This window comes from Streptomyces sp. NPDC045846, from assembly GCF_056431605.1.
Genome location: NZ_JBWKKJ010000014.1, coordinates 136806 through 154625, shown reverse-complemented (window position 1 = coordinate 154625; position 17820 = coordinate 136806). Strand labels below are relative to the sequence as shown.

Annotated in this window: 16 protein-coding genes; 9 read left to right on the top strand and 7 right to left on the bottom strand. The window is 71.5% G+C overall.

The window, feature by feature from the left end; all coding sequences use genetic code 11:
• Positions 1-77: 77 nt before the first annotated feature.
• Positions 78-1919, top strand: coding sequence for a phosphatidylglycerol lysyltransferase domain-containing protein (locus tag AC07F3_RS33250; protein WP_479118245.1), 1842 nt, complete (start codon positions 78-80; stop codon positions 1917-1919).
• Between the two features lie 711 nt (positions 1920-2630).
• Here AC07F3_RS33250 and AC07F3_RS33245 read toward each other — a convergent pair.
• A complete protein-coding gene (locus tag AC07F3_RS33245) occupies positions 2631-4106 on the bottom strand; it encodes an MFS transporter (RefSeq protein WP_479118244.1) in 1476 nt (491 codons plus the stop codon).
• 139 nt (positions 4107-4245) lie between these two features.
• Between AC07F3_RS33245 and AC07F3_RS33240 the strand changes: the two genes are divergently transcribed.
• The 6 genes from AC07F3_RS33240 (at position 4246) to AC07F3_RS33215 (ending at position 7814) form a co-directional block, all read left to right on the top strand.
• Positions 4246-4707, top strand: coding sequence for a MarR family winged helix-turn-helix transcriptional regulator (locus AC07F3_RS33240; RefSeq protein WP_479118242.1), 462 nt, complete (start codon positions 4246-4248; stop codon positions 4705-4707).
• Positions 4708-4723: 16 nt separating this feature from the next.
• A complete protein-coding gene (gene folP / locus AC07F3_RS33235) occupies positions 4724-5584 on the top strand; it encodes a dihydropteroate synthase (protein ID WP_469841190.1) in 861 nt (286 codons plus the stop codon).
• Positions 5581-6042 (top strand): nuclear transport factor 2 family protein, encoded by a 462-nt coding sequence (locus AC07F3_RS33230; protein ID WP_479118240.1) that lies wholly within the window; start codon positions 5581-5583, stop codon positions 6040-6042. Before folP ends, AC07F3_RS33230 begins: the two co-directional genes overlap by 4 nt.
• Before the next feature lie 230 nt (positions 6043-6272).
• Positions 6273-6632, top strand: a complete 360-nt coding sequence (folB, locus tag AC07F3_RS33225) for a dihydroneopterin aldolase (RefSeq protein WP_114039157.1) — start codon at positions 6273-6275, stop codon at positions 6630-6632.
• Entirely contained in the window at positions 6629-7240 is a 612-nt protein-coding gene (gene folK / locus AC07F3_RS33220) for a 2-amino-4-hydroxy-6-hydroxymethyldihydropteridine diphosphokinase (protein ID WP_479118238.1), read from the top strand. The genes folB and folK overlap by 4 nt, the downstream gene beginning before the upstream one ends.
• Before the next feature lie 94 nt (positions 7241-7334).
• Positions 7335-7814, top strand: a complete 480-nt coding sequence (locus tag AC07F3_RS33215) for a DUF3180 domain-containing protein (protein ID WP_479118236.1) — start codon at positions 7335-7337, stop codon at positions 7812-7814.
• A 118-nt stretch (positions 7815-7932) separates the two neighbouring features.
• On the opposite strand, the gene folE is transcribed toward AC07F3_RS33215, so the two are convergent.
• The 6 genes from folE to dacB form a co-directional block, all read right to left on the bottom strand.
• Positions 7933-8538 (bottom strand): GTP cyclohydrolase I FolE, encoded by a 606-nt coding sequence (folE, locus tag AC07F3_RS33210; protein WP_479118234.1) that lies wholly within the window; start codon positions 8536-8538, stop codon positions 7933-7935.
• A 114-nt stretch (positions 8539-8652) separates the two neighbouring features.
• On the bottom strand, positions 8653-10677 hold the full coding sequence (gene ftsH / locus AC07F3_RS33205; protein ID WP_114039153.1) for an ATP-dependent zinc metalloprotease FtsH: 2025 nt from the start codon (positions 10675-10677) through the stop codon (positions 8653-8655).
• Positions 10678-10879: 202 nt separating this feature from the next.
• Complete coding sequence (gene hpt, locus AC07F3_RS33200; RefSeq protein WP_053731222.1) at positions 10880-11419, bottom strand: hypoxanthine phosphoribosyltransferase; 540 nt, start codon at positions 11417-11419, stop codon at positions 10880-10882.
• A gap of 75 nt (positions 11420-11494) precedes the next feature.
• The gene (tilS, locus tag AC07F3_RS33195) at positions 11495-12565 is read right to left on the bottom strand and encodes a tRNA lysidine(34) synthetase TilS (RefSeq protein WP_479118232.1); all 1071 of its coding nucleotides are present in this window, start codon (positions 12563-12565) and stop codon (positions 11495-11497) included.
• Positions 12566-12798: 233 nt separating this feature from the next.
• Positions 12799-13938: a zinc-dependent metalloprotease gene (locus AC07F3_RS33190; protein ID WP_479118231.1), complete on the bottom strand. Its 1140-nt coding sequence runs from the start codon at positions 13936-13938 to the stop codon at positions 12799-12801.
• A gap of 49 nt (positions 13939-13987) precedes the next feature.
• Positions 13988-15388, bottom strand: a complete 1401-nt coding sequence (dacB, locus tag AC07F3_RS33185; RefSeq protein WP_479118229.1) for a D-alanyl-D-alanine carboxypeptidase/D-alanyl-D-alanine endopeptidase — start codon at positions 15386-15388, stop codon at positions 13988-13990.
• Between the two features lie 133 nt (positions 15389-15521).
• Between dacB and AC07F3_RS33180 the strand changes: the two genes are divergently transcribed.
• Together AC07F3_RS33180 and AC07F3_RS33175 are read left to right on the top strand one after the other, a co-directional pair.
• Entirely contained in the window at positions 15522-16016 is a 495-nt protein-coding gene (locus AC07F3_RS33180) for an inorganic diphosphatase (RefSeq protein WP_053731216.1), read from the top strand.
• Positions 16017-16140: 124 nt separating this feature from the next.
• Positions 16141-17793 (top strand): threonine/serine exporter family protein, encoded by a 1653-nt coding sequence (locus AC07F3_RS33175; protein ID WP_479118312.1) that lies wholly within the window; start codon positions 16141-16143, stop codon positions 17791-17793.
• The last annotated feature ends 27 nt before the right edge of the window (positions 17794-17820 follow it).

The following is a 17820-nucleotide window of genomic DNA, read 5'->3' as shown; positions in this document are numbered from 1 at the left end:
GGGCGCAAATTGTCCGGCTGGACGGTGTGGACGCCGTCCCCCGGCCAACTGAATCTCTCGCGGAGTCACGGGAAGCGATGTCTGTCAGGATAGATGGGGACAAAAACGGATCGGTTCCGACTCGTGTACGAAAGGTCCTCCGCGGGCCGCGCCCCGAGTCGGTTCCCAAGGTGGTCGGTACGGCCTGCTCTGTCGTGGGCCTCCTGGACGTAGCGGCCGGAGTCTTCGATCGCGTCCGGCACAGTCGGTTCCACACCGTGAGCGAGGTGCTGCCGGGGACCTTCGGCCCCTTCGCGGCGGCCGTGGCGCTCTGCGCCGGCATTCTCCTGCTGCTCCTCGCGCACGGCCTCAAGCGCCGCAAGCGGCGGGCCTGGCGGGCCGCCGTGGTGCTGCTGCCGATCGGCGCGGTGGCCCAGTTCTGGTACCGGCACTCCGTCGTCGGGGTGCTGATCTCATTGGTACTTCTCACGCTGCTGGTCCGCCACCGGAGCGAGTTCACCGCGCTGCCCGACCCGCGCAGCCGCTGGAAGGCGGTGGCGAACTTCTTCCTGATGGGCGCCGGCTCGCTGGGCCTGGGCCTGGTGATCGTGAGCGTGCACCCCGACCGCACGGTCGGCAATCCGAGCATCGTGGACCGCATCCAGCACGTGATGTTCGGCCTCTTCGGCTTCGAGGGCCCGGTCGAGTACCAGGGCAGGACGAGCTGGACCGTCGGCTACTCGCTCGGCGCGCTCGGCCTGCTCACCGCGGTCACCACGATCTACCTGGCCTTCCGGCCCGAGCACCCGGCGGCCCGCCTCACCCAGGACGACGAGCACAAGCTGCGCGACCTGCTCGCCAAGCACGGCGCCCGCGACTCGCTCGGCCACTTCGCGCTGCGCCGCGACAAGGCCGTCGTCTTCTCGCCCAGCGGCAAGGCGGCCGTCACCTACCGCGTGGTCTCCGGTGTGATGCTCGCCTCGGGCGACCCCATCGGCGACGTCGAGGCCTGGCCCGGCGCCATCGAGCGCTTCATGGACGAGGCCAAGGCCCACTCCTGGACCCCGGCGGTCGTCGGCTGCTCGGAGACCGGCGGCGAGGTCTGGACCCGCGAGACCGGCCTCGACGCCCTGGAGCTGGGTGACGAGGCGGTGGTGGACGTCGCGGATTTCTCCCTCGCCGGACGCGCGATGCGGAACGTACGCCAGATGGTCAAGCGCATCGAGCGCAATGGCTACGAAACCCGCGTGCGGCGCGTTCGTGACCTCTCCGACGGCGAGCTCGAACGCATCCGCCGGGCCGCCGAGGACTGGCGCGGCACCGACACCGAGCGCGGCTTCTCGATGGCGCTCGGCCGCATCGGCGACCCCAACGACGGCGACTGCGTGATCGCGACGGCCCACAAGGCCGACGAGGAGGGCGAGGTCCCCTCCCCCTACGGCGACCTGAAGGCCATCCTGCACTTCGTCCCCTGGGGCAAGGACGGAATGTCGCTCGAGATGATGCGCCGCGACCGCTCGGCCGACCCCGGCATGAACGAGCTCCTGATCGTGGCCTCGCTCCAGGCCTGCGAGAAGATCGGCGTACGCCAGGTCTCGCTGAACTTCGCGATGTTCCGCTCGGCGCTCGCGCGCGGCGAGAAGATCGGCGCCGGGCCGGTCCTTCGGATGTGGCGCGGTCTGCTGGTTTTCCTGTCCCGCTGGTTCCAGATCGAGTCGCTGTACAAGTTCAACGCGAAGTTCCAGCCGCGTTGGGAGCCGCGCTTCATGGTCTACCGGGCCCACGCCGACCTGCCCCGCATCGGCTTCGCCGTGATGCAGGCCGAGGGCTTCGTGAACCTGGGCCTGCCGGGCCCGCTCGCGCGGCTCACCCGGGCGGCTCGCGGAGACCGCGCCTGCGCGCACGCGGCCCCCGCGGAACGAGAGGTAAGCGCGGCGTAGCCCACCCCCGAACCCCGGCTCCGGGTCCCCCTTGCGGGGGCCTTGGGGCCGGGGTTCGGCGTTTCCTGGCGGGGGTGGGGCTGGGGGCGGGGGGCTGGCCTTGGGTTGGCCTGGCCCCGGGGGCGCGGCCCCGGCCCCGGGCCCGGAGGGGGCGGATGGGTGCCCCTGGGCTGCGGCCCGGCTCTGGGGGCGGGCCTTGGGTTGGCCCGGCCCCTGGGGATGCGGCCTCGACCCCGGGCCCGGAGGGGGCTGGGGTTGGGGCTGGCCCCACGGCCCGTAGGGGGCTGGAGTCGGTGTTGGCCCCACGGGCCCGGAGGGGGTGCGCTGGGGCTTCGCCCCAGACCCCGGGAGGCCCCTCCCCGCCCCTTCCCTAAACCCGCCGGGGGTGTGTGGGCAGGGAGGGGGCCTTCGTTTGGGTGCGAGCCCTGGGTGGCTGGTCGCGCAGTTCCCCGCGCCCCTGGCGGTACTGGTGCTGGCCCGCATGAGCAACCTCAGCCCGTCCGGCGTTTGAGGACGAGCGCCGTTCAGGCGCGAACGGGGTCCGGGGCGGAGCCCCGGGCAGGGGTGCAGGGGACGCAGTCCCCGCCGGGGGGCTGGGGGCGCAGCCCCCAGGGTCCTTCACCCCCCCCCGGAGGGTTTAGGGAAGGGGCGGGGTGGGGCCCTCCGGGGGTGGGCGAACCCCAGGGGGTTCAAGGGCCCACCCCCGAGGGGTCAGGCGCGTTCCAGTTCGGGTTCGGCCGGCTCCGACGAGGCCGCGGTGACCCGCCGCACACGGGACCGGTCGGAGGACAGACCCACCAACGCCACCCCCACGACCAGCACGAACGCGATCCCCGCCAGCGCGAAGGACAGCGTGAACTGGCTCTCGGCAGGCAGCGGAGGAACACCCTTCGGCAGCCCGGAGATCACCTTGGAGGCGAGCAGCGAGGTGATCACGGCACTGGCGATCGCGGAGCCCACCGAGCGCGAGATGGAGTTGATGCCGTTGGCGATGCCCGTCTGGTGGTGCGGGACGCTCGCCACGATGAGCGCCGGCATCGCGGCGTACCCGAAGCTGATGGCGGCACCGATCAGCATGCCCGCGAGGATCACGGACGCCGTCGAGTCGTGCGCACCGGTCAGCCAGGCGAAGCCCAGGACGCCGAAGGCGGCACCCGCCGCGAGCGTGAAGCGCGCGCCGATCCGGCCGACGAGCTGGCCGCCGAGCGGGGCGGCGACGAGCGAGACGAGCGTGGTCGGCAGCAGGTACTCGACCGAGGCGCGCAGGACGGACGCCGAGAAGCCGTAGCCCGTCAGCCTGTCCGGCATCTGCACCAAGTACGAGACGCCGATGAACTGCGAGAACATCGCGAAGCCGAGGAGCAGCCCGGCCAGGTTGGTGAAGAGCACCGGCCGGTGCGCGAACATCCGCATGTCCACCATGGGCGCCTTCACCTTGCGCTCGACCAGGACCCAGATCCCGGCCATGACCACGGCGGCGACGAACAGCCCGACCGTACGGGCGGAGCCCCAGCCCCACTCGTGGCCCTGCGAGATCGGCAGGAGGAGCAGCACCAGGAAGGCGGCCAGGGTGGCGGCGCCGAGCCAGTCGGTGCGTCCGCCCGTCTTCGTGCGGGAGGCGGGCACGACCACGACGACCGCGATCAGGGCGAGGACCGCGAGGATCACGGCGAGCCAGAACACCCGGTGGTAGTCGGGGTGCGAGCCCTGCGTGAGCAGGCCCGCGCCGACGAGGGCGAGACCGCTGCCGAACGCCAGGGTGCCGCTGACCAGCGCCATCGCGCCGTGCAGCTTCTGCGGCGGGATCTCCTCGCGCAGTACGGACAGGGCCAGCGGGAAGATCGCGGTGGCCGCGCCCTGGAGCACCCGGCCGATGATCAGCAGAGGGAGCGAGCTGGTGGTGGCGGCGAGCACGGAGCCCGCGACCATGACCACGAGCACACCGATCAGGGTCGGCTTCTTTCCGTGCATGTCGCCGAAGCGCCCGAGCAGCGGGGTGAAGACGGCCGCGGAGAGCAGGGTCGCGGTGGTGACCCAGCTGACGCCCGAGGTGGTGGTGCCGAGATCGTTCTGGATGATCCCGAGGATCGGCACGACCAGGGTCTGCATCATCGAGACGACCATGGCGGCGAGGCCGAGCACCAGGACGAGGCCGGTACCGCCGCTGGGGCGTTGGTTAGTGGTCACTTCTTCTTCCGTAGGGCAGGTCGAGGTACTGAGGTACTTGAGTCGATGGAAGCTTGATTACCTCAAGCAACTTAATAAAGGTAAACATCAAAGGTTGAGGTAGTCAAGTTTCACTCGAACCGCGGGTACAGTGGGCGGCATGCCTCCTGGAACCAGCCGCCCGACCGCCGTCGACAACGCCGTGCTCATGGATGCCATCTGGGACTCCCTGGCGGGCTTCTACGGCGACTTCACGTCGGCCGCCGCCGACGAGGGCCTCACCTCCAGCCAGGCCAAGACCCTGACCGTGCTGCGCCGCGGCCCCGCCTCCATGCGCTCGCTCGCCACCACGCTGCACTGCGACGCCTCGAACGTCACCGGGATCGTCGACCGCCTGGAGGCCCGCGCCCTGGTGCGCCGCGAGGCGAGCCCGACCGACCGCCGCGTCAAGAACGTCGTCCTGACCGACGAGGGCGTCCAGGCCGTGGAGACCGTCCGCACCGGCATGCTCGCCACCCACTCCGCCCTGGACGCGCTGCCCGACGCCGACCGCGTCGCCCTGCACGAACTGCTCCAGCGGCTTTTCGCCACCCCCGCGAGTGGTCCGGGGACCTCCGCCTGACGCCTACGCTTGACGTATGAGTACGTTGAACGGGCGGGGGTCCGTCGAAGGCCTGCCCGAATGGGACCGCTGCGCGGTCATGGGCGTGGTCAACGTGACGCCCGACTCCTTCTCCGACGGTGGCCGGTGGTTCGACACCTCGACCGCCGTCAAGCACGGCCTCGACCTCGTCGCCGAGGGCGCCGACCTGGTCGACGTCGGCGGCGAGTCGACCCGCCCCGGCGCCTCCCGCGTCGACGAGGCCGAGGAACTGCGCCGCGTCGTCCCGGTCGTGCGGGGCCTGGCCGCCGAGGGCGTCACCGTCTCCGTCGACACCATGCGTGCCCGCGTCGCCGAGCAGGCGATCGCCGCGGGCGCCGTCCTGGTCAACGACGTCAGCGGCGGACTCGCCGACCCCGCGATGGTCCCCGCCGTCGCCGCCACCGGCGCGCCCTTCGTGGTGATGCACTGGCGCGGCTTCAGCCAGGACATGAACAGCCGCGCGGTGTACGGGGACGTGGTGGCCGACGTCGTCGCCGAACTCCGCCTGCGGATGGAGGCCGTCATCGAGGGCGGCATCGCCCCCGAGCGCCTCGTGATCGACCCCGGCCTCGGCTTCGCCAAGCAGGCCGCCCACGACCTCACGCTGGTCGCCCACCTCGCCGAACTGCGCGCGCTCGGCCGCCCCGTGCTGGTCGCCGCCTCCCGCAAGCGGTTCCTCGGCCACGTCCTGGCCGGGGACGAGGGCGCGCCGCCGCCCGCCCGCGAGCGCGATGCGGCCACCGCCGCCGTCTCCGCCATCGCCGCGCACGAGGGCGCCTGGGCGGTCCGCGTCCACGAGGTGCGGGCCACCGCCGACGCCGTCCGCGTGGCGCGCGCCGTCGAGGGCGCCCGGTGAGCCCGCGGACGGACATCGAGGCGGTCGAACGCGCCAACACCGCGTTCTACGAGACCCTGGAGCAGGGCGACTTCGACGAGCTCTCCGCGCTCTGGCTGGACGCCACCGAGGCCGGCGACACCGGGATCTCCTGCGTCCACCCGGGCTGGCCGGTGCTCTCCGGGCGCGGCGAGGTGCTGCGCTCGTACGCCTTGATCATGGCGAACACGGAGTACATCCAGTTCTTCCTGACCGATGTGAAGGTCGTCATCCTGGGCGACACCGCCCTGGTGACCTGCACCGAGAACATCCTCAGCGGCGGGCCCGCCGAGGAGAGCGGCGAGCTCGGCCCGCTCGTCGGCCAGCTCGTGGTGGCCACCAATGTGTTCCGCCGCACATCCGAGGGCTGGCGGCTCTGGTCCCACCACGGCTCCCCCGTGCTCGCCGAATCGGGCGACGAAGAGCCGGAAGAGGACTGAATCCGGGGACGATTGGGGGCCCGGGAGGACTGAATCCGGGCACGATTGCGGGCTCGGGAGGATTGAATCCGGAGCCATCGGGTAGGGGCGGCTACCAGGCCTGTCAGGATCTGTCCATAGCCCCCGTGGGCGAGCACTGTCAGTGCCCGCAGGTAGATTCGATTGTGGGCACCGTGCCGCCCGCACGCGGCCGCATGTCCGTCTGACCAACGACAGCAGGAGTGATTCGCGTGGATCGTGTCGCGCTGCGCGGCCTCAAGGCCCGTGGGCACCATGGCGTCTTCCCCCGGGAACGCGAGGAGGGCCAGACCTTCATCGTGGACCTGGTGCTCGGCCTCGACACCCGCCCCGCGGCGGCGGACGACGACCTGGCGAAGACCGTGCACTACGGCGTGGTGGCCGAAGAAGTCGTGGACGTCGTCCAGGGCGAGCCCGTCGACCTGATCGAGACGCTCGCCGAGCGGATCGCCCAGCAGTGCCTCAAGCACGAAGGCGTCAAGGAGGTGGAGGTCGTCGTCCACAAGCCGGACGCGCCGATCACCGTCCCGTTCGACGACGTGACCATCACGATCACCCGGAGCCGAGTATGAGCGTGTATCCGCAGGGCACCCAGAGCGACCCGACCGTACAGCCGGTGCCGGCCGCCGTGGTCGAGCAGGTGGACGCGGCGGACGTGACGCTCTCCAACCCGCGCCGGGCGGTCATCGCCCTCGGCTCCAACCTGGGCAACCGGCTGGAAACGCTCCAGGGCGCCATCGACGCCCTGGAGGACACCCCGGGCCTGCGCGTCAAAGCCGTCTCGCCGGTGTACGAGACCGAGCCGTGGGGCGTCGAGGCGGGCTCCCAGCCGTCGTACTTCAACGCGGTCGTCGTGGTGAAGACCACCCTGCCGCCGGCCTCGCTCCTGGAGCGCGGGCACGCGATCGAGGAGGCCTTCGACCGGGTGCGCGACGAGCGCTGGGGCCCCCGCACCATCGACGTGGACATCGTTGCCTACGCCGATGTCGTCTCCGACGACCCGGTCCTCACCCTGCCCCACCCCCGCGCCCACCAGCGGGCCTTCGTGCTCGCGCCGTGGCACGACGTGGAGCCCGAGGCCCAGCTGCCCGGCCACGGCCCGATCGCCGACCTGCTGAGCGGCGTCGGGCGCGACGGCGTCCTGCCCCGCGCCGATCTGGAACTCCGTCTGCCCGAGTAGTCGTTACGCTTCTGAGGCCGACCACCAGGCGCTCCGCCCGCCGTGGCGCACCCGGCTTCGACAAGACACTCACAGACGCGAAGGGCACTACTCCGTGAAGCAACTGCGGCTTGGCGTACTGGCCGGACTGTTCGTCATCGCAGGGGTGCTCTCCTGGGCGGGCGCCCGGCTGTGGGACTCGGTCTCGACCCTGCCGAGCGTGCCCCTCGCGGCGCCCATCGTGCTCGGGGTGATCGCGGTCATCCTGCTCGCCACCGCCCTGTCCATCCGGGCCCGGCTGCGCGCCCAGCGCGAGCGCCGCCCGGGGGCCAAGGGCGTCGAGCCCCTGATGGCCGCCCGCGCGGTGGTCTTCGGCCAGGCCAGCGCGCTGGTCGCGGCCCTGGTGTGCGGGATGTACGGCGGCACCGGGATCTATCTGCTGAGCTACCTCGACGTGCCGGCCCGCCGCGACCAGGCGATCTACGCCGGGTTCTCGGTGGTGGCCGGAATCGCGGTCGTCGCGGCAGCCCTCTTCCTGGAGCGGGTCTGCAAGCTCCCCGAGGACGAGGACGACACCACGGCCCCGGTCACCTGACGCCTCGTCACCCCGAAGCCGAAACGGCCCCGGCCACCTGTCCGTCAGGTGACCGGGGCCGTTCCGTGCGCCAACGGGCGGGCAGGGCGAGGAAGTTGGGCTTCCGCGCCCGGCCGGGTCAGCGGGCCATGATGAGGCTCATCGCCTCGCTGCGCGTCGCGGGGTCGCGGAGCTGGCCGCGCACCGCCGACGTCGTCGTCTTCGCACCCGGCTTGCGTATGCCGCGTACCGACATGCACATGTGCTCGGCCTCGATCACCACGATCGCCCCGCGCGCGTCGAGGATGCGCATCAGGGAGTCCGCGACCTGGGTGGTGAGGCGCTCCTGCACCTGGGGCCTGCGGGCGAACACGTCCACCAGGCGGGCCAGCTTCGACAGGCCGGTGATCTTGCCGGACTCGGCCGGGATGTAGCCGACGTGGGCCACGCCGTGGAACGGCAGCAGGTGGTGTTCGCAGAGCGACACGATCTCGATGTCCTTCACCAGGACCATCTCGTCGTGCCCCAGGTCGAACGTCGTGGTCAGGACCTCCTCGGGCTCCTGCCGCAGACCCGCCAGAATCTCCTTGTACGCCCGCGCCACCCGCGCCGGGGTCTCCCGGAGGCCCTCCCGGTCCGGGTCCTCACCGACGGCTATGAGGAGCTCGCGCACGGCGTTCTCGGCCCGCTTCTCGTCGAACTCGCCGATCTTGGCCTCGCCGTCCAGCGTCACCGGGTCGGTCATCTGTGCCTCGTTCCTCGACTGTCATCCATGCGCGTGGCCGGAAACACCCGCGCCCCCACAGGCTAAAACCTGGGGGGCGCGGTATGCATTCCGGGGCCTGTGCGGCCCCCGGGCTCAGCTCTCCGGACGGTCCTCGGGGGCCGGGACGGCCTCCGTGGGGGTGTCCAGCGGCGCGGAGCCGTTGGCGGTGGTGGCGCCGTTGGTGAGCGCCAGCTCCTTGGGCGAGAGCACCGGCGGCCGCGTCGACGGCGTACGCCGCGAGGAGCCGGTCCAGGCCGGGCGGGCCGGCCGCTTGACGATGCCCGAGAAGACCTCGGCGATCTGCTCCTTGCCCAGGGTCTCCTTCTCCAGGAGCTGGAGGACCAGGTTGTCGAGGATGTCGCGGTTCTCGACCAGGATCTCCCAGGCCTCGTTGTGCGCCGTCTCGATGAGCTTCTTGACCTCTTCGTCGACGAGCGCCGCGACCTCTTCCGAGTAGTCGCGCTGGTGCGCCATCTCACGGCCCAGGAACGGCTCGGTGTTGTCGCCACCGAACTTGATCGCGCCAAGACGCTCGGTCATGCCGTACTGCGTGACCATCGCGCGGGCGGTGGCCGTGGCCTTCTCGATGTCGTTGGCCGCGCCCGTCGTCGGGTCGTGGAAGACGAGCTCCTCGGCCGCGCGCCCGCCCAGCATGTACGCCAGCTGGTCGAGCATCTCGTTGCGCGTGGTCGAGTACTTGTCCTCGTCCGGCAGGACCATGGTGTAGCCCAGGGCCCGGCCGCGCGACAGGATCGTGATCTTGTGGACCGGGTCCGAGTTGGGGGAAGCCGCGGCGACCAGGGCGTGACCGCCCTCGTGGTACGCGGTGATCTTCTTTTCCTTCTCGGACATGATCCGCGTCCGCTTCTGCGGACCCGCCACGACGCGGTCGATCGCCTCGTCCAGCATCGAGTTGTCGATCAGCTTCTTGTCGCTGCGCGCCGTCAGGAGCGCCGCTTCGTTCAGCACGTTCGCCAGGTCGGCGCCGGTGAAGCCGGGGGTGCGGCGGGCGACGGCCGACAGGTCGACGTCCGGGGCGACCGGCTTGCCCTTCTGGTGGACCTTGAGGATCTCCAGACGGCCCTGCATGTCCGGGCGGTCGACCGCGATCTGGCGGTCGAAACGGCCGGGGCGCAGCAGCGCCGGGTCGAGGATGTCGGGCCGGTTGGTGGCGGCGATCAGGATGACGCCGCCCTTCACGTCGAAGCCGTCCATCTCGACGAGCAGCTGGTTGAGGGTCTGCTCGCGCTCGTCGTGTCCGCCGCCGAGGCCGGCGCCGCGGTGGCGGCCGACCGCGTCGATCTCGTCGACGAAGACGATCGCCGGGGCGTTCGCCTTGGCCTGCTCGAAGAGGTCACGCACACGCGAGGCGCCGACGCCGACGAACATCTCGACGAAGTCGGAGCCGGAGATCGAGTAGAAGGGAACCCCGGCCTCACCCGCGACGGCGCGGGCGAGCAGCGTCTTGCCCGTACCGGGCGGGCCGTACAGCAGCACGCCCTTGGGGATCTTGGCGCCGACGGCCTGGAACTTCGCCGGCTCCTGGAGGAACTCCTTGATCTCGTGGAGCTCCTCGACGGCCTCGTCGGACCCCGCCACGTCGGCGAAGGTCGTCTTCGGGGTGTCCTTGGTGATGAGCTTGGCCTTGGACTTCCCGAAGTTCATGACTCGGGAGCCGCCGCCCTGCATCTGGTTCATCAGGAACAGGAAGACCACGACGATGAGGACGAAGGGGAGCAGGGACAGCAGGATCCCGAGGAACGGGTTCTGCTTGTCGGGCGAGACGGTGTACCCCTTGGGGATGTCACCGCCCTTCACTCCGGTCTGCAGCGAGTTGGCCATGTCGGTCGCCTGGGCGTCGCCGATGTAGTTGGCCTGAACCTTGCTGCTGCCCTTGACCTTCTGGCCGTCCTTCAGGTCGATCTTGATGACCTGGCTGTCACCAGTGGTGATCTTGGCCTGTTCGACCTGCTTGTTGTTGATCGCCTGAACGACATCGGATGTGTCGACCGTCTTGTAGCCGCCCGACGAGCCGACGACCTGCATCAACACGACCACGGCGAGGACGGCCAGCACGATCCACATGACCGGCCCACGGAAGTATCGCTTCACGTCCATCCATACGGAGCGAGAACGCCCCGTCCCTCCTGCCCGTAGGTAAATGCTGCTGTGAGTGTGACTAAGACTGTGTGTAAAGACTGTTCTTCGGACGGTACCCCAGCATTGTCACCCGTGGTCGCACGGTACGGCTGACAAAGGGCCCTTCCCATGCTCCAACGGCGGGAGACGGGCTGTGGTTCCCCGAACGGACCGGGTTGCGTCAGCCGCCGTACACGTGCGGCGCGAGAGTCCCGACAAAGGGGAGGTTGCGGTACTTCTCGGCATAGTCGAGCCCGTAACCCACGACGAATTCATTGGGAATGTCGAAGCCGATCCACTTCACGTCGATCGCGACCTTTGCGGCATCCGGCTTACGGAGCAGCGTGCACACCTCGAGAGAGGCGGGCTCGCGCGATCCGAGGTTGGAGAGCAGCCACGAAAGGGTCAGGCCCGAGTCGATGATGTCCTCGACGATCAGGACGTGCTTGCCCTTGATGTCGGTGTCGAGGTCCTTGAGGATCCGCACGACGCCGGAGGACTGGGTGCCGGCGCCGTACGAGGAGACGGCCATCCAGTCCATGGTCACCGGGGTGGACAGCGCGCGGGCCAGATCCGCCATGACCATCACGGCGCCCTTGAGGACGCCGACGATGAGCAGGTCCTTGCCCGCGTACTCCGCGTCGATCTTCCCGGCCAGCTCCGCCAGCTTCGCGTCGATCTCTTCCTTGGTGATGAGCACCGACTGGAGGTCGGTGCCCATGTCCTTCTCGTTCACCCGGGCCGCTTTCTTGGGGGTTCTGTTGTCCGTGGCGCGAGCCGAGTGACGTACGCGGTCTCAGCCCTGCCGAATGACCAGTCTGCCACCCTGCCGACGTGCCACGACGCGGCCCGGGAGATTGATGGCCCGCTGGCCGCGCCAGCCGGTGATCAGCTTGTCGACCTCTTCCACGTGGCGGGCGAAGAGCGAACCGGCGGGTGAACCGGCCTCGATGACCTCCCGGCGCACGATGCGGCGGCGCACGGCGGGCGGCAGCGCGAACAGCTTCGCGCAGTCCAGGAGCCCGGCGTCGTCCCGTACGGACGCGTCCGCCTGGAGGGCCCAGGCGTCCAGGGCGTCGGCGTCGTCGCGGGAGAGCTGGGCGGTGCGGGCGAGGGCCTCGACGACGCCCTTGCCGAGCGCCTTCTCCAGGGCGGGCAGGCCCTCCTGGCGCAGCCGGGAGCGGGTGTAGGCGGGGTCGGCGTTGTGCGGGTCGTCCCAGACGGGCAGCGCCTGGACCATGCAGGCCTTGCGGGCGGTCTGCCGGTCGAGTTCGAGGAAGGGGCGCCGGTAGCGGCCCGCCGCCCCCGAGACGGCGGCCATGCCGGACAGCGAGCGGGTGCCGGAGCCGCGGGCGAGGCCGAGGAGCACCGTCTCGGCCTGGTCGTCGCGGGTGTGGCCGAGCAGGATCGCGGCGGCGCCGTGCCGCTCGGCGGCGGCGTCGAGGGCGGCGTAGCGGGCGTCCCGCGCGGCGGCCTCGGGGCCTCCCTCGCGGCCGACGTGGACGGCGATGGCCTCGGCGGGGTCGAGCCCCAGGCCGGTCATGCGCGAGACGACCTCGGCGGCCCGCAGGTCAGAGCCGTGCTGGAGGCCGTGGTCGACGGTGATGCCGCCGGCGCGCAGCGAGAGCTTGCGGGATTCGAAGGCGAGGGCGGAGGCGAGCGCCATGGAGTCGGCGCCACCGGAGCAGGCCACGAGCACCAGGGGCTCGGGCGGCGCGGTGCTCAGGCCGGACCCGGGACCGGCGGGAGCCCCCGCGGTCGCGCCGACGGCGGCCCGCTCGTGGTCGCGGGAGTGTTCGTTCAGTACGTCGTGGAGTACGCGGCGAACCGCCAGGCGTATCGCTGCGACCGCAGGATGGGGACCCATGTCCGGTGCCCTTCGGTGAAGTTGGGGGGTGCCTCTGGCGCGGAGAGGAAGCGGGGGGAGATCTCAGAGGGAGCAGGGGGAGCAGAGGGAACAGGAGAGATGTTCAGTCACACAGAGTGCGTAGATGGTGACAGAACAGAGCCGTTACCCGAGCATTGCACGCCTACCCATGCCCCACGGTCCCTCGGATGGGTGATTCCCGCGTTGACACCCGCCGACCGGCGGCTTTTCGCTCAGGACTCCGCCCTGCGGTGCACCCGCGCGACCCAGTCCGCCGGCTGGGCGATCTCGGCCTTCGTGGGGAGCGTGTTCGGCGACGTCCACACCCGATTGAAGCCGTCCATGCCGACCTCGTCCACCACGGCCCGCACGAAGCGCTCGCCGTCGCGGTACTGGCGCAGCTTGGCGTCCAGGCCGAGCAGCTTGCGCAGCGCCATGTCCAGCCGGGAGGCCCCCTTGGCCCGGCGCTCCTTGAACTTCTCGCGGATCTCGCTCACCGAGGGCACGACCTGCGGCCCGACCCCGTCCATCACGTAGTCCGCGTGCCCTTCGAGGAGGGACATCACGGCGGTGAGCCGGCCCAGGATCTCGCGCTGGGCCGGGGTCTGCACGAGCTCGACCAGGGAGCGCCCGCCCTCGCCCTCCTCGCCCTCGGGCCGGCCCCCGGCCAGCGACTGGGCGGCCTCGCGCAGCCGCTCCAGGACGGTCATCGGGTCGACCTCGGTCTCGCCGAGGAATGACTGGATCTCACCCTCCAGGTGGTCGCGGAGCCAGGGCACCGCGGTGAACTGGGTGCGGTGGGTCTCCTCGTGGAGGCACACCCAGAGCCTGAAGTCGTGCGGCGCGACGTCGAGTTCGCGCTCGACGTGCACGATGTTGGGCGCCACGAGCAGCAGGCGGCCCCCGCCGCCGGGCGCCGTCGGAAGGTCCCGGCCCGGGGGCGCGAAGGTCTCGTACTGGCCGAGCACCCGCGAGGACAGGAAGCTGAGCAGCATGCCCAGCTCGACGCCGGTGACCTTTCCGCCGACCGCGCCGAGCACGGCCCCGCCGGGGCTGCTCCCGCGGCGCTCCTGCATCTTGTCGAGCAAGGGCTTCAGCACCTCGCGGAAGCCCGCGACGTTCGCCCGCACCCAGCCCGCCCGGTCGACGACCAGGACCGGGGTGTCCTCCGGTTCGACGCCCTCCGGGATCATCCGGGTGAACGTGCGCACGTGCTCTTCGGCGGCCTTGGCGTGCCGACGGAGCTCGGCGACGATCTCACGTGCCTCGTCGCGGCTCACGTCGGGGCCCGGCCGCACCAGTCGGGTCGCGGTCGCGACCGCGAGGTTCCAGTCGACCATCCCAGAGGTACCTGCACCGCCGATGCCAGTCATGCGTCAACCGTACGTTGTCGGCCCCTGAAGGGAACCCGGTTGGCGGCGCTCAGTGCGCCGTGAGCCGGGTGGCGATCCGGTCGAGGGCCCCCTGGACGGGGCCCGGGTCGACCCCGGGAGGCCCCGCCGAAAGGAACGCGAACGCGAGGAGGTGCCCGCTCGCGTCGACGACCGTCCCGGCCAGGGTGTTGACCCCGGCCCCGCCCAGGGTGCCGGTCTTCGCGCGGACCAGGCCGGTCGCCGCGGACGCCGTGCCGTAGCGGCCGCTGAGGGTGCCGGTGAATCCGGCCACCGGCAGGCCGGTGAGGATCGGGCGCAGTTCGGGGCGGGCCGGGTCGGCGGCCTTGGCGAGCAGCCGGGTGAGCAGGGACGCGCTGACCCGGTCGGCCCGGTTGAGACCGCTGCCGTCCGTGAACACCGCGCCGTCCAGGGGGAGTTGGAGCTTGGCGAGCTGGGCGGGCACGGCCGCGGCGCCCCCGTCGAAGCTCGCGGGGCGCCCGGTGGCGAGGGCGGTCTGGCGGTTGAGGGCCTCGGCGATGTCGTTGTCGCTGTTGGTCAGCATCCGCTCGACGATCTCGGGCAGCGGCGCGGACAGCGTGCGGGCCAGCTCCTTGGCCCCGGCGGGCGCGGTGCCCGCCACCGGCGCGGCCACCCGCAGCCCGTGCCCGCGCAGCAGCTCGGCGAAGGCCCGCGCGGTGTCGCCCGCCGGATCGCCGGTGCGCGTCGCGGGCCCGCTGTCCGAGGTGTCCGCGCGCCCCTCGTCCGTCATGAGGGAGACGACCGGCGCGAGGTTCTCGTTGGGCCCGATCGGATGCACCGCGGGCCCGCTGAACAACGAGGTGTCGTACGCCAGTTGTACGGGGGCCGCCGGACGCGCGCCCAGGGAGCGGGCGGTGTCGTCGGCGAGAGCGGCCAGGCGCGTTCTGTCCAGGGTGGGGTCGCCGCCGCCGACGAGGGTGAGCGCCGTGCCCTCGGCCGGGGCGAGCACGGTGGTGGCGAAGCGGTGGTCGGGCGGGAGCGCGGTGAGGACCGCGGCCGCCGTCGCGATCTTGACGGTGGAGGCCGGTGTCATGGCCGCGTCCGCGCGGGCGGCGTACAGCTCCTGGCCGGTGGCCGTGTCCAGGACCGAGGCCGCCGGGTGCGGGCCGAGCGCCGGGTCGTCGAGGAGCGGGGCGAGGTCCGCGGGAAGGGCGGCTGGGACGGGGGCCTTGGCCGGGGCGCCGAGCGCGGTGAGCACGCTGGGCGCGCTCGGCGCCGGAGCCGGGCCCTCCGCATCCGTGGGCCGCTGGTGATGTGCGCCACCCCTGGCGTCCCACGATGCGGCCCGCTCACGCTCGGCCGTACGCTGGCCTGAGTCCCACGGTCCGGCCACGGCCACCGCCCCGGTCGCCAGTGCCAGGCCGACCGCCGCCGCACCCGCCGTGAGCTGCCATGTCTTGGGTCCCGGCACCGAGGACCAGCCCCTTTCGCGATCACACACCTGCGTGAGGGACACTTAATCACCAGAACTGCGTCCTGCCGTGAACACGGCATCGCCGCAGCACCCGTCCGATGCATGTGCTGATCATGGAGGAGAGCCACCCGTGGAGTTCGACGTCACCATCGAGATCCCGAAGGGGTCGCGGAACAAGTACGAGGTCGACCACGAGACCGGCCGGATCCGCCTGGACCGTCGACTCTTCACCTCGACCAGCTACCCGGCCGACTACGGCTTCGTCGAGGACACCCTCGGCGAGGACGGCGACCCGCTGGACGCCCTGGTCCTGCTGGACGAGCCGACGTTCCCCGGCTGCGTCATCAAGTGCCGCGCGATCGGCATGTTCCGGATGACCGACGAGGCCGGCGGCGACGACAAGCTGCTGTGCGTCCCGGCGTCCGACCCGCGCGTGGAGCACCTGCGCGACATCCACCACGTCTCCGAGTTCGACCGCCTGGAGATCCAGCACTTCTTCGAGGTCTACAAGGACCTGGAGCCCGGCAAGTCCGTCGAGGGCGCCAACTGGGTCGGCCGCGTCGAGGCCGAGGCCGAGGTCGAGGCCTCGTACAAGCGCCTGGAGGCGCAGGGCGGCGCGCACTGACGCACGTTCTTCCGTGACAGCGGGCGGCGCACCCTCGGGGTGCGCCGCCCGCTGTCGTACCAGCTCATGACGGCCCACATACTGGGCACACGCACGCAAGCGGCCGGAGGGAGGCATGGGACCAGTGGTGGCCGAGCAGCACGACGTGGTCGAGGACCGTAAGCCGCAGTCCGACGAGGCACGCAGCGCTTTCACACCCCCCGAGGGCGTGGAGCAGCCGCAAGCGCTTGAGGAGGACTCGCCGACCTCCGAGTTCGCGCTGCCCGCCGGGCTCGCCACCCCCGTCGTCGAGACGCCCGCCGACCAGCCCGCCTCCGCGTTCGCCACGCCGAGCACCTACAGCGCCCGGGACACGCCGAACGCGCTGATCACCACCGCGGGCCTGCCGCTGGTGCGGCTCTCCAAGGACGCGCCCTGGCAGGACCGCATGCGCACCATGCTGCGGATGCCGGTGGGCGAGCGGCCGGTGGCCGAGCCGATCCAGAAGCACGACGACACCGGCCCCGCCGTGCCCCGCGTGCTCGACCTGACGCTGCGTATCGGCGAGCTGCTGCTCGCGGGCGGCGAGGGCGCCGAGGACGTCGAGGCCGCCATGTTCGCGATCTGCCGCAGCTACGGCCTGGACCGCTGCGAGCCCACGGTCACCTTCACCATGCTCGCCATCACCCACCAGCCGTCCCTGGTGGACGACCCGGTGACGGCCAACCGCACGGTGCGCCGGCGCGGCACCGACTACACCCGCCTGGCAGCCGTGCACCGGCTCGTCACGGACATGACCACCGAGGACCACGAGGTCTCCCTCGAAGAGGCCTACCGGCGGCTCGCGGAGATCCGCCGCAACCGCCACCCCTACCCCGGCTGGGTCCTGACCACCGCCTGCGGGCTGCTCGCGGGAGCGGCGTCCGTGCTGCTCGGCGGCGGCGTCGCGGTGTTCCTGGTGGCGGCGGTCGGCGCGGTCCTCGGCGACCGGCTCGCCTGGCTGTGCGCGGCCCGCGGGCTTCCGGAGTTCTACCAGTTCGCGGTGGCCGCGATGCCGCCCGCCGCGATGGGCGTCGCGCTCAGCCTGCTCTCCTGGAACCTCAGTCCCACCGCGGTGATCACCGGTGGCCTGTTCGCGCTGATCCCCGGGCGGGCCCTGGTGGCGGCCGTCCATGACGGCCTGACCGGCTTCTACGTCACCGCCTCGGCGAGGCTTCTCGAAGTCGGGTACTTCTTCGTCGCGATCGTGGTCGGCGTCCTGACCGTCCTGTACGGCGGGCTCCAGTTCCACGCCGAGCTCAACCCGGAGGGCACGTTCCAGCCCATCGACCGCCCGGTCGTCCAGATCCTGGCGTCGTTCGTGCTGTGCCTGACCTTCGCCGTCCTGCTCCAGCAGGATCGTTCCACCGTGCTGATCGTGGCCGCGAACGGCGGGGTCGCCTGGGTGGTCTACGCGGCCGTCGCGATCACCGCGAAGGGCTCGCCGATCATGGCGACGGCGATCGCGGCCTGCCTGGTCGGCCTGTTCGGGCAGCTGCTCGCGCGGTACTGGAACACCTCGGCGCTGCTGTACGTCACCGCCGCGATCGGCCCCCTGCTGCCGGGTAGCGCCACGTACTTCGGGGTCCTCTCGATCGCCAAGAACCACATGGACCAGGGCATCGCCTCGCTGGCCAAGGCGTCGGCGCTCGCGCTCGCCATCGCGATCGGCGTGAACCTCGGCAACGAGATCGCCCGGCTCTTCCTCAGGTCGCCGGGCGCGGGCCGCGCAGCGGCGAAGCGGACCCGCGGGTTCTAGCGGGGAGCGGCGGGGCGCTCCCCGGAG